This window comes from Mesorhizobium comanense, from assembly GCF_005503535.1.
Taxonomy (GTDB): domain Bacteria; phylum Pseudomonadota; class Alphaproteobacteria; order Rhizobiales; family Rhizobiaceae; genus Mesorhizobium; species Mesorhizobium comanense.
This window is the reverse complement of record NZ_SCNN01000002.1, coordinates 392622-404561: the sequence shown is the minus strand read 5'-3', so window position 1 is coordinate 404561 and position 11940 is coordinate 392622. Positions and strand designations below refer to the sequence as shown.

At 63.2% G+C, this 11940-nt stretch carries 13 protein-coding genes; 2 read left to right on the top strand and 11 right to left on the bottom strand.

The annotated features are described in order from the left end of the window. Positions 1 to 24: 24 nt before the first annotated feature. Positions 25 to 363, bottom strand: a complete 339-nt coding sequence (gene yajC / locus FFS37_RS06370; protein WP_008876289.1) for a preprotein translocase subunit YajC — start codon at positions 361 to 363, stop codon at positions 25 to 27. A 286-nt stretch (positions 364 to 649) separates the two neighbouring features. Here yajC and FFS37_RS06365 point away from each other — a divergent pair, with 286 nt between their 5' ends. Next, entirely contained in the window at positions 650 to 1555 is a 906-nt protein-coding gene (locus tag FFS37_RS06365) for an ATP-binding protein (RefSeq protein WP_137930085.1), read from the top strand. A gap of 129 nt (positions 1556 to 1684) precedes the next feature. Here the strand turns inward: FFS37_RS06365 and FFS37_RS06360 are convergent, their stop codons facing one another. After that, on the bottom strand, positions 1685 to 3196 hold the full coding sequence (locus tag FFS37_RS06360) for a peptidoglycan DD-metalloendopeptidase family protein (RefSeq protein WP_137930084.1): 1512 nt from the start codon (positions 3194 to 3196) through the stop codon (positions 1685 to 1687). A gap of 302 nt (positions 3197 to 3498) precedes the next feature. Here FFS37_RS06360 and FFS37_RS06355 point away from each other — a divergent pair, with 302 nt between their 5' ends. Further along, positions 3499 to 4215: an outer membrane protein gene (locus FFS37_RS06355; RefSeq protein WP_137930083.1), complete on the top strand. Its 717-nt coding sequence runs from the start codon at positions 3499 to 3501 to the stop codon at positions 4213 to 4215. Between the two features lie 38 nt (positions 4216 to 4253). Here FFS37_RS06355 and FFS37_RS06350 read toward each other — a convergent pair whose 3' ends face one another. From FFS37_RS06350 to nagZ, 9 genes are all read right to left on the bottom strand, one after another. Then, positions 4254 to 4913, bottom strand: a complete 660-nt coding sequence (locus tag FFS37_RS06350) for a protein-L-isoaspartate(D-aspartate) O-methyltransferase (protein ID WP_137930082.1) — start codon at positions 4911 to 4913, stop codon at positions 4254 to 4256. A 13-nt stretch (positions 4914 to 4926) separates the two neighbouring features. Beyond that, complete coding sequence (gene surE / locus FFS37_RS06345) at positions 4927 to 5685, bottom strand: 5'/3'-nucleotidase SurE (RefSeq protein WP_137930081.1); 759 nt, start codon at positions 5683 to 5685, stop codon at positions 4927 to 4929. Next, positions 5685 to 6989 (bottom strand): serine--tRNA ligase, encoded by a 1305-nt coding sequence (serS, locus tag FFS37_RS06340; protein WP_137930080.1) that lies wholly within the window; start codon positions 6987 to 6989, stop codon positions 5685 to 5687. The genes surE and serS overlap by 1 nt, the downstream gene beginning before the upstream one ends. Before the next feature lie 105 nt (positions 6990 to 7094). Continuing rightward, a complete protein-coding gene (tatC, locus tag FFS37_RS06335) occupies positions 7095 to 7970 on the bottom strand; it encodes a twin-arginine translocase subunit TatC (RefSeq protein WP_137930079.1) in 876 nt (291 codons plus the stop codon). Beyond that, entirely contained in the window at positions 7967 to 8701 is a 735-nt protein-coding gene (gene tatB, locus FFS37_RS06330) for a Sec-independent protein translocase protein TatB (protein ID WP_137930078.1), read from the bottom strand. The genes tatC and tatB overlap by 4 nt, the downstream gene beginning before the upstream one ends. An 83-nt stretch (positions 8702 to 8784) precedes the next feature. Then, positions 8785 to 9006, bottom strand: coding sequence for a twin-arginine translocase TatA/TatE family subunit (locus FFS37_RS06325; protein ID WP_010909892.1), 222 nt, complete (start codon positions 9004 to 9006; stop codon positions 8785 to 8787). 179 nt (positions 9007 to 9185) lie between these two features. Continuing rightward, positions 9186 to 9953: an SMC-Scp complex subunit ScpB gene (scpB, locus tag FFS37_RS06320; RefSeq protein WP_137930077.1), complete on the bottom strand. Its 768-nt coding sequence runs from the start codon at positions 9951 to 9953 to the stop codon at positions 9186 to 9188. Then, the gene (locus tag FFS37_RS06315) at positions 9953 to 10753 is read right to left on the bottom strand and encodes a segregation and condensation protein A (protein WP_137930076.1); all 801 of its coding nucleotides are present in this window, start codon (positions 10751 to 10753) and stop codon (positions 9953 to 9955) included. Before FFS37_RS06315 ends, scpB begins: the two co-directional genes overlap by 1 nt. 62 nt (positions 10754 to 10815) lie before the next feature. Next, positions 10816 to 11835 carry a beta-N-acetylhexosaminidase gene (gene nagZ / locus FFS37_RS06310; protein WP_137930075.1) on the bottom strand — a complete coding sequence of 340 codons (1020 nt, stop codon included), beginning with the start codon at positions 11833 to 11835 and terminating at the stop codon, positions 10816 to 10818. Between the last annotated feature and the right edge of the window lie 105 nt (positions 11836 to 11940).

Sequence of the window (11940 nt, the reverse complement as noted above, 5' to 3'; positions counted from 1 at the left end):
CGGATCGCTCCGCCTGGAATTGGATTATTTCTTGGCGTTCTGGTTGGCCACCGGCTCGCCCTTGACGCGAACGTCGGCGATCGTCGAACGCAGCGCCGTCACCTTGGTGCCGCCGCCGAGATCGATCTCGAGTTCATTGTCGTCGATCACTTTCGTCACCTTGCCGACGAAGCCGCCGCCGGTGACGACCGTATCGCCACGGCGGACCGCCGCCAGCATCTCGCCGCGCTTCTTCAACTGCGTGCGCTGCGGGCGGATGATCAGAAAATACATGATCACGAAAATCAGGACAAACGGCAAAATGCTGATGAACATGTCGGGAGAAGCCCCAACGCCTTGAGCGTATGCCGGTGTCACGAACATCGAGGTACTCCTGAATTTAGAAAAACGGCCGCCAAACCGAGTGCTGGGTAATTTGGCGGCCCCGCGAAATTTGGCCGGAATATAGTCGGTAAAGTTGTCAATGCAACTGCGCCGCCCGGCAAATCGGCTGCTTTTCCGGCCTGCTCGCCCGTGTTAGAGCAGGATCGCAAAAAGCGCGAGCCGGTTTTGCGAAAAGATCACGCTCGAACAAAAGGTTGCAACCGGTTTCGAACCCGGCGGAATCGGCGCGCTGCCAACACTTCAGAACGCAGAGACAAAGACCGACATGACCGACAGTACGATCGATGCCCTCAACAAGAAACTTGATCGCCTGATCGAGGCCGTCAGCCGCCTTGCGCCGCCGCCAGTGCCTGAAACCGACCTGAACGTGGCCGATTGCTTCGTCTGGCAGGCTGATCCCGGCTATCTGGAACCGGTTCGCAAGGTCAATCGCGTCGATATCGGCCTGATCCGCGGTGTCGACCACGTCCGCGACATACTCGTCGACAACACCGAGCGGTTCGCCGTCGGCCACCCGGCCAACAACGTGCTGTTGTGGGGCGCGCGCGGCATGGGCAAATCGTCGCTGGTCAAGGCCGTGCATGCCGAAATCAATGCCAAGGCCAAATCAGAAAAGGCCAAATCACAAAAGGCCACCTCCGACCTGCCGCTCAAGCTGATCGAAATCCACCGCGAGGACATCGACACGCTGCCGAGGCTGATGGCCCTACTGAAGGCTGCCCCGTTCCGCTTCATCCTGTTTTGCGACGATCTGTCCTTCGATCATGACGACACATCCTACAAGTCGCTGAAGGCGGCGCTCGAAGGCGGCGTCGAGGGCCGCCCCGCCAACGTCATCTTCTACGCCACCTCGAACCGCCGTCATCTGCTGCCGCGCGACATGATCGACAATGAGCGCTCCACCGCCATCAATCCCTCGGAAGCGGTTGAGGAAAAGGTCTCGCTGTCCGACCGTTTTGGTCTCTGGCTCGGCTTCCACAAATGTTCGCAGGACGAATATCTCGACATGATCAATGGCTATGCCAGTCATCATGGGCTCGACATCGATCCTGAAAAGCTGCGCGCCGAAGCCCTGGAATGGGCGACGACACGCGGCAGCCGTTCCGGCCGCGTCGCCTGGCAGTTCACCCAGGACCTCGCCGGCCGGCTGGGCAAGCCGCTGAAGGATTGAGGAGCACCAACGCCGGCCTCTGAACACCGCGACGAGCTCAAACCACTGAAAAAGCCCGCTCCTTGCGGAACGGGCTGAGCCGGCGGGCCGGACTGGAGGTCAGACGGCCCGCATATCGCTTCTTTTCTTCTATTCGAGATAGGTCGACGGATCGACCGGGGCCGAATTCTTGCGCACCTCGAAGTGCAGCTTCGGTGAGTCCGTCGTGCCGCTCATGCCCGACAGCGCGATTTCCTGGCCGCGCTTGACCTTCTGGCCGCGCTGCACCTCGATCGAACTGGCATGGCCGTAGACGGTGACCAGGCCGTTCTCGTGGCGCACCAGCACGGTGTTGCCGAACTCCTTGAGCCCATCGCCGGCATAGATGACGACGCCGTTCTCGGCCGCCTTGATCGGTGTGCCCGTCGGCACGGCGATGTCGACGCCGTCCTTGCCGGATCCGAAGCCGGAAATCACCCGGCCGCGCACCGGCCAGCGCATCTTGCCGATGCCGGTTGCATCCGGCGCCACCGCGTCGTCGTCCTCGGCCTGCTGAATGACCTTGGTGTCCTTCTTCGGCGGCGTGTAGGAAGCGAGCGTTTCCGACGGCGTGGCCTTGGCGGCCGGCTGCGTGGTTGCCGTGGTCACCGGATCGATCTTCGCCGGCTTGGCGCTGGCGACGGCCACCGTGCCGCCCGCCGGCACCTTCAGCGTCTGGCCGATCTTCAAAATGCCGTCCTTCATGCCGTTCGCCTGCTTCAGCGCGACGACGCCGACACCGGTCTTGCGGGCGATCGAGGACATCGTGTCGCCCGACTGGACCGTATAGGTGCCGGGAGCGGCGTTTGCCTTGGCCACCTGCGCGGGCTTTGGCTCCTTGGGCTGGTTCGCGGCGGCCGACGCATCGACCTGAGCCGCGGACTTGCCTTCCTTCAATTTGGGCTGCTGCGGCAGGACGGCCACCTTGTCCGGCGCGGTCGCCGGCAGATCGCGCTTGCCGTCCTTCGCCGGCTTGGCATCGGCGACCTTGGGCTCGGCCTTGCTTGAGTAGGCATAGGCCGGGATGACCAGCTTCTGCCCGGTCTTCAGCCCCTTGGTGGCGCTCAGGCCATTGACCTTCATGATGACATCGGCCGGCACCTTGTAGTGCTGCGCCAGGCCATTGATCGTCTCGCCGTCCCTGACCACGATCTCCGTGGCATGTGGCGTACCGGCCACCCTGGCATCGGGCTGCGCTTCCTTGAAAGGCTTGGCAGCCGGCGCAACGGTGCCGGTCGTCGTGCTGTCGACACGTGGCGCGGGCCTGACCAGCGCCGGAGCCGAGGCCACCCGCACCGGATTGGCGGCAGGCGCCGGCTGAGCCTGGGCGGAAACCGGCGGCGGCAACGGCCGGCTCGAAACCGGATCGAGGCTGGAACGGCTTACCGACTGTGTGTGGCTTCCATCCAGCGGCGCGGCCGAGACATCGCCCGGATAGGGCTGAACCGCATCCTGCTTGTTGATGATGGCGCGCTGATTGTTCGTCGAGGAGGTGAAGACGTCATCGACGCTGTTGAACCGCGAAGCCTGGGAACTGCACCCCGCCGCCGCGCCCGCAATCATGAGAACAGCGCAGCCCCGCGCCAGATTGCGACCATTTGACTTCAAAACACTGAGTTGCATCGCACTAACCCGCACAAACTCTGCACCAACTGGACAGGATTAAAGCGCGTTAATCTTACTGGCCGGTTAACCCATTAGAATCCGACGCAAATTTTCTTAAAACATTCGAGGCCGCTACAGGACGGCGGCAGGCGCGCTTCAAGCGTGGCAAGGGCTACAGACATGAGGTCCCGCCCTATCAGAGGAGGTTTCGTGCCCGTCGGCTTCGCGTGAGGCACTCGAAATACCCCGACTGTTGCGCCGATGTAACATCTCTGCAGCATCGAGTTCAGATAGCCTAAAGGCAGCTTGGGAGGGCTCCGATGAAACGGTTTCTGGTTGCTTTGACGGCTGCCGCTGCCTTGGGCGCGGTCACGCAGGCGTCCGCCGCCGATCTTGTCACGGCCCCTATCGCCGCCAGCTATGACTGGAGCGGCTTCTACATCGGCGCCAATGGCGGCTGGGGGTCCAGCCACTCATGCTGGGACACATCGTTCTTTGGCCTGACGTTCAGCGAAGGCTGCCACAACGCCACTGGCGGAACAGCCGGCGGCCAGGTCGGCTATCGCTGGCAGCGCAGCGACTGGGTGTTCGGGCTGGAGGCGCAAGGCGACTGGGCTGATCTGAAGGGCTCCAACGAGTCCGAATTTTTCCCAGCCTTCACGAATCGTTCCCGCGTCGACTGGTATGGATTGTTGACGGCTCAGGTGGGGTACAGCTTCAGCGACGCCCTCGTTTACGCCAAGGGCGGCGCCGCCGTGACCGGCAACCATTTCGACGTCGTCAGCACACCGTCTCCCGATACGCTCGCCGGCGATGCGGGCGACCAGACCCGCTGGGGTGGTGTGCTGGGCGCAGGCATTGAATATGGCTTCGCCCCGAATTGGTCGCTTGCGGTCGAATACGACCATCTGTTCATGCCCGGCAAGGACGTCACTTTCACGCCCGTCGGGATCGGCGGCTTCGGCTTCGGCACCGACCATATCAGCCAGGATGTCGATCTGGTCGGCTTGCACCTGAACTATCGCTTTAGCGGTTAGGGAACCGCCCCGGCACCACCTGAACGCCGGCTTGGCGCCTATATCACCGCCGCCAGGCTGCGCAAGATAGGCTGCAGCCGCACGAGGCCTATATCCTCACGCTCAAAGCGGCTGCCGACCTTGGTCAGCTTGGCCAGCACCTGCTCGCCCTCCTCCGGGCCGATCGGCGCGATGACCACGCCGCCGCTCGACAATTGGTCGAGCAGGAAGCGCGGCAGGCTGTCGAAGGCCGCCCAGGCGACGATGCGGTCGAACGGTCCTTCATTCGGCAGTCCGGCCGAACCATCCGCCTGCCGCACGATGATATTGCCGATGCCCAACGCCTCAAACCGCTGCCTGGCCTGTTCAACGAGCGTCTTGTAGCGGTCTATGGTGACGACCCGCGCCGCCAGCCGCGACATCACCGCCGCCGTGTAGCCGGAGCCGGCGCCGATCTCGAGCACGCGGTTTCCCGCCTCGATGGCAAGGGCCGCGATGACCGCCGCCTGCATGTCGGCGCCTTCGATCGCCTCGCCGCATTCGATCGGCAGCATGCGGTCGGACCAGGCGATCGGGTGAAACTGCGGCGCCAGGAAACCCCGCCTCGGCGTCGCCTCGAAAGCCGCGATCAGCGCCTTCGGCACGGTTCCCCTGCCGCGCAGGCGCAGCAGGAAAGCGGCAAATCCTTCGCGGTCATCGATGGGGAAACCCTGGTTCATGCCAAAACCTTATTTATGACAACGCCTTGCTCAGTTGGTCACGAATCTCATGCGCGGTGAGGTCGAGTTGCAGCGGCGTTACCGACACCAGGCGGTTGCGCAGCGCATGGAGGTCGGTGCCCTGTTTGCCTTCCACCGGCTCGCGGCCGAAGCGCAGCCAGTAGTAAGGCAGGCCGCGCCCGTCGCGGCGCTCGTCGACCCACAGGCTGTGCACCAGCTTGCCCTGCGTGGTGACGACAGTGCCGACGACTTCCTCGGGCAGGCAGTTGGGAAAATTGACGTTGAGCAGCACGCCTTCCGGCAGCGGCGTCGCGACGAGTTTCTTCAGCAGCGCCGGCGCCAGCACCTCGGTGGTTTCATAGGGAACGACGCGGTCCTCGCCGACATAGGAGTAGCCCTGGCTGAGCGCGATCGACTTGATGCCGAGCAACGTGCCTTCCATGGCACCGGCGACCGTTCCCGAATAGGTCACATCGTCGGCGATGTTGGCTCCGGAATTGATCCCGGACAGGATCAGGTCAGGCGCGGCGGGCAGAATCTTCTTCACCCCCATGATGACACAGTCGGTCGGCGTGCCGCGTACGGCAAAATGCTTCTCGCCGATCTTCCTTAGCCGCAGCGGCTCCGAGATCGACAGCGAATGCGCGTAGCCGGACTGGTCCTGCTCGGGCGCCACCACCCAGACATCGTCGGAGAGCGTGCGGGCGACGCGCTCGAGCGACGCCAGCCCCTCGGCATGAATGCCGTCGTCATTGGTCAGAAGAATGCGCATTATTTCGATTCGATCTTTTCCAGACCGCCCATGTAAGGCCGCAGCACTTCAGGAATCGTTACGCTGCCATCCTCATTCTGGTAGTTTTCGATGACAGCTATGAGAGCGCGGCCGACGGCGGTGCCAGAACCGTTGAGCGTATGGACGAAGCGGTTGCCCTTGCCGTCCTTGTCCTTGTAGCGGGCATCCATGCGGCGCGCCTGGAAATCGCCGCAGACAGAGCAGGACGAGATTTCGCGATAGGCGTTCTGGCCGGGCAGCCAGACCTCGATGTCGTAGGTCTTGCGCGCACCGAAACCCATGTCTCCGGTGCACAGCACCATGGTTCGGAACGGCAATTCCAGGCGCTTCAGCACCTCCTCGGCGCATTGCGTCATGCGCTCATGCTCGGCGAGCGAAGACTCCTGGTCGGTGATCGACACCAGCTCAACCTTGTAGAACTGATGCTGGCGCAGCATGCCGCGCGTGTCGCGCCCCGCTGAGCCGGCCTCGGAGCGAAAACACGGTGTCAGCGCGGTGAAACGAAGCGGCAGCTTTTCATGCGCTGATATCTCCTCACGCACCAGATTGGTCAGCGGCACTTCGGCAGTCGGGATCAGGCCAAGCCTGCCCTCCCCGTGCGGCGTGAAGAACAGATCCTCCTCGAACTTCGGCAGCTGGTTGGTGCCGAAAAGCACCTCGTCGCGTACCATCAGCGGCGGGATCACCTCCTCATAGCCGTGCTCGGTCGTGTGCAGGTCGAGCATGAACTGGCCGATGGCTCGTTCCATCCGCGCCAGCCCGCTCCTCAGCACGGTGAAGCGCGAGCCCGACAGCTTTGCCGCGCGCTCGAAATCCATCATGCCGAGCGCTTCGCCGATCTCGAAATGCTCCTTCACCCAGTTCGGTCGCGTCGGCACCTTGCCGACAATGTGCCTGACGACGTTGTCGTGCTCGTCCTTGCCGACCGGCACGTCGTCGAGCGGCACATTGGGCAGCACCGCCAGCGCGTCGCTCAGCGCCTTGTCGAGCTCGCGCTCGCGCGCCTCGCCGTTCTGGATGAAGATCTTGATGTCGCCGACTTCGGCCTTGAGCTTTTCGGCCAGTGCCGCATCGCCCGAACGCATGGCGTTGCCGATCTCCTTGGAGGCGGCGTTGCGGCGCTCCTGCTTGGTCTGGAGCTCGGTGACGTGTTCGCGCCGCGCCTCGTCCCTGGCGATCAGTCCATCGACCGTGGACCGCGCCTCGTCAGCCGACCACGAGCGCTTGACCAGCGCCTCGACAAGGGCCTTCGGGTTGTCGCGAATCCATTTGATGTCAAGCATGGTCCATCCGTCCTCAAACTGGGTTTGAGGGGCGTAAACCGCATCCTTGATCGATGCAAGACGGGGCTGGGCGGCGGTTGTCGTTTTCCGCCGCTGCCGACGGCCTTACGAAGCCGCCGGCGCTGGAGGCTCGTCCGGCGCCTTGTCGGCGACGGTCTCACCGGCTTCCTGCTTCTCGCGCGCCAGACGCTCGCGCTCCTGGCTGCGCTCGATCCACCGCGCGGCCCAGATGGCGACCTCGTAGAGCAGGATAGTCGGGATGGCGAGACCGATCTGGCTCATCGGGTCTGGCGGGGTCAGCACGGCCGCGACGACGAAGGCGATGACGATCGCCCATTTGCGCTTCTCGGCCAGCGCCTTGGACGACAGCATGCCGACGCGCGTCATCAGGCTTGTCACCACCGGCAGCTGGAACACGAGGCCGAAAGAGAAGATCAGCGTCATGATCAGGCTGAGATATTCCGACACTTTCGGCAGCAGCGAAATCTGCACCTGCTCGTCCGTGCCCGCCTGCTGCATGGCTAGGAAGAACCACATCACCATTGGCGTGAAGAAGAAATAGACCAGCGATGCGCCCATCAGGAACAGGATCGGCGACGCGATCAGGAACGGCAGGAAGGCGTTGCGCTCGTTCTTGTAGAGGCCCGGCGCGATGAACTTGTAGATCTGGGTGGCGATCAGCGGAAACGCGATGACCATGCCGCCGAACATGGCGAGCTTGACCTGCGTGAAGAAGAATTCCTGAGGCGCGGTGTAGATGAGCTCGACCTTGTGCGGATCGAGGCCCGCCCATTTGGTCGCCCATTTGAACGGGATGACGAGCAGGTTGAACAGCTTCTTGGCAAAGAAGAAGCACACCAGGAATGCGACGAAGAAGCCGCCGAGCGACCATATCAGCCGGCGGCGCAGCTCGATGAGATGCTCGATCAGCGGCGCCGACGACTTCTCGATCTCGTCTCGTTCCTTATCCGTTGCGCTCACTTGGCGGCTCCCGCCGTCTTCTTGGCCGCCGGCTTCCTGGCCGCGGCAGGTTTCGGTTCGGCTTTTGCGGCCGACTTGGCGGCGGTCTTGACCACGGCGGGCTTTGCCGGCGCGGCGGTCTTCGCCGAAGCCTTGGTGACGGGGGGCGCCTTGGCTGCAACGGCCTTGCCGGTCGAGCCCTTGGCCGCAGCCTTTGCAGCGGGGGCTGCCTTCACCGGCGCGGCCTTGGTGGCCCGCTTCGCCCCGGTCGCCCGCGGCGCTGCGACAGGCGCCGGCACGACAACCGATTCATCGGTCATGGCCGGGAAGGCAGGCGTTGGCGGCGAGGCCTCCGGTGCACCAGGCATGATCGTCGCGCCATTCTTCAACGGCTCAGCCGGCTGCGGCGTCGAGGCCGCCGGTGCCGTCGGATCGGCGGCCGGTTTCGGCTTCATCGCCGCGTCGACGCCGGCACGCACATCGGCCGCCGCCTGCTCGAACGGATTGAGCTGCTTCTTGATCTCGGACATGGGGCTCAGGCCCCGCAACTCGTCGACGGACTTCTTGACGTCGTCGAGCTCGGCTTCCTTCAGCGCCTCGTTGAACTGCTTCTGGAAGTCGGCTGCCATAGCACGCAGCTTGGCCGTCGTGCGGCCGAAGGTGCGCAGCATATTGGGCAAATCCTTGGGACCGACGACCACGATCATAACGATCGCAATCACCAGCATTTCGGTCCAGCCGACTTCAAACATGGCTATTCGTTCCGACTAGTGCATGCCGCCCCGAAAAATGCGGAGCGCTCCGGACCGACATGCACGAAGCAATTGTTTTCGGCTCAGCTCTTGCTGGCCTTTTCCTTCACTGCCGAAACGGTCTCGTCGGCACGATGTTCGACGGTGCGCTTGTCGTCGGCAACGTCGTCGTCGGCCATGCCCTTCTTGAAGCTCTTGATGCCCTTGGCCATGTCGCCCATCAGCTCGGGAATCTTGCCGCGGCCGAACACCAGAAGCACGATGACCAGTACGATCATCCAGTGCCAAATCGAAAATGAACCCATAGCAAATCTCTCTCGAATGTTTTCCCTGGCGATGATCTATGCGTTTTCGCGTTGGGATTCAAACACAACCGCGACAGAGTTTATGAAAGGCTGCCGGATGTCACGCATTTTCAGCGATGCGGCCCGCTACCAAACGGCGCATGTAAAGGCGCAAAGCAGCTTTTGATAGACGAGCGCGGTCAATCTTCCGTGACGCGCGGCGTCAACAGGCCGAGCTCCTCGAGGTCGATGTCCGTCAGCGGATCCTCGTCCTCGGTCAAGGCGTCGGGATCGGCCGGCGGTTGCGGAATCGAGAAATTCGACGGCATGCGGCCCGAAAGCAGACCGGCACCCTTCAGTTCCTCCATGCCCGGAAGATCGCGAATTTCCTCCAACGCGAAATGATCGAGGAAGGTCTCGGTCGTGCCATAAGTAACGGGACGGCCGGGCGTCTTGCGGCGGCCGCGCATACGCACCCATTCCGTCTCGAGCAGCGTGTCGAGCGTGCCCTTTGAAGTCTCGACGCCCCGGATGTCCTCGATCTCGGCGCGCGTCACCGGCTGGTGATAGGCAATGATTGCCAGAACCTCCAGCGCAGCGCGCGACAGCTTGCGCTGCTGCACCGTGTCGCGGCTCATCAGAAAGGCCAGGTCGCCTGCGGTGCGGAACGCCCAGGCATCGCCGACCCGCACCAGGTTGACGCCGCGCCGCGCATAGATTTCCTGCAACTCCGCCATGGCGAGCGAAACGTTGATGCCGTCCGGCAGACGCGCCGCCAGTTGTTTCTCGCTGACGGGCTCCGCGCTGGCGAACACAATCGCCTCGGCCATGCGCATGGCCTCCGCCAGATGCAGGCGCTCGGCAGGATTCTGTGCCGCGTTCTGCACGGAAGCCTCATCGATCCCGCCCGCTTCCGGCTCGTCCTCGAGCTTGAAGGGAATAACAGAAGCGTTGGCGCGTTCGCTCATCATGCCACCTCGGCTGCCTTGATTGTCGGTGCCCGGTGGTCGCGCAGGTAAATCGGCGCGAACACCTCGTCCTGCCTTACATCCATCTTGCGCTCGCGCACCAGTTCCAGCGTGGCGGCGAACGAACTGGCGATCGCGGTGCGCCGTTCTTCCGGGCTGGCCAGGTAGTCGATCAGGAAACTGTCGAGCGAGGTCCAGTCGCGCAACGACCCCATCAGCCGGGTCAGGATGTCGCGCGCGTCCTTGAGCGACCAGACGCCGCGCCGGGCGATCGTCACATTGGTGATGGCCTGCTTCTGGCGTTGCTGGGCATAGGCGGTCAAGAGATCGTAGAGCGATGCCGAATAGGTATTGCGCTTCTCGATGATGACCATCTCCGGCATGCCACGCGCGAAGACATCGCGGCCGAGCCGGTTGCGGTTGACCAGCCGTGCGGCCGCGTCGCGCATGGCTTCGAGCCGCTTCAGCCTGAATTGCAGCACGGCCGCGAGTTCCTCGCCGCTTTCGCCTTCTTCGCCCGGCTGCTTGGGGATCAGAAGCTTGGATTTCAGGAACGCCAGCCAGGCCGCCATGACGAGATAGTCGGCCGCCAGTTCCAGCCGCAACGCCCTCGCCGTCTCGATGAAGGCCAGATACTGCTCGGCAAGCGCCAAGATGGAAATACGCGCCAAGTCAACCTTCTGGTTGCGCGCCAGATGCAGCAGGAGATCGAGCGGACCTTCGAAACCGGCCACGTCGACAACAAGCGACGGATCGCCGGTCAGCCGTGACTCATCGTTCTCGGCCCACAGGCGGTCCATCGGTGCGGCCTTCGCAGCCTTGCTTTCCAATGTTTCCGCCACAGCCCCGTCACTTCCCTTCGTCAGGCCACCGCATCGAAATAGGTGGCGAATTCGGCGCGTATCTCGGTTTCTTCGACCGCGTCCTGCTTCTGTATATAGGTCATCGCCCGCTTGGCGCGCTCCAGCGACTTGCCCTCAAGCCCCTTGGTCCGCGATGCAATGCCCGACATCTCCTCGAAAACGCCATTGCAGTGAAGGACCAGATCGCAGCCCGCCGCAAGGATCGCGGCCGCCTTTGTCGGGAAATCCCCAGAAAGTGCCTTCATCGAGGTGTCATCGCTCATCAGCAAGCCGTCAAAGCCGATCTCGCGGCGGATGATCTCGTCGATGACCTTGCCGGAGGTGGTCGCCGGGTTCTTGGGATCGATGGCGCTGTAGACGACATGCGCCGTCATCGCCATCGGCAGATGGCTGAGTTCCCGGAACGGGGCAAAATCATGCCGCTGCAGGTCGCTCAGCGAGGCGTTGACGACAGGCAGTTCGAAATGGGTGTCGGCAAAAGCCCTGCCATGGCCCGGTATGTGCTTCATGACCGGCAATACGCCGCCCGACATCAGGCCTTCAGCGGCGGCCCGGCCGAGTTCGATCACCGGCCGCGGGTCCTTGCCGTAGGCGCGCGCGCCGATGACATCGCTGGCGCCATCTATCGGCACGTCGAGCACCGGCAGGCAATCGGCGGTGATGCCGTAGCGCAGGAGATCGAAGGCGTGCAGGCGCGCCATCAGCCAGGCGGCACGGGCACCGGCGTCATGATCGTCGCGCCACAGAGCGCCGAGTGCGCCGCCCGCGGGATAGTTCGGCGCCAGCGGCGGCCGCAGGCGTTGCACCCTTCCGCCTTCCTGGTCGACGAACACCAAGGCGTCCGGGCGGCCGATGCAATCGCGCATCTGCGCGACCAGGTCCCGGATCTGCTCGGTCTCGCTGATGTTGCGCGCAAACAGGATAAAGGCCCACGGGCATTCATCGCGATAGAAGCTGATTTCTTCGCGGGTGAGCGATTTCCCGGCACAGCCGAGGATCATGGATTTTGATTCGGTCATCTCAGGAGTCTAGGGCTTCGCGCGTTCAAAGGGAATCATCACCGTCTGCCGACAGCAACCGCGACATATGCTTCCACATGAAAAAGCCGGGCATATGAAAAATCG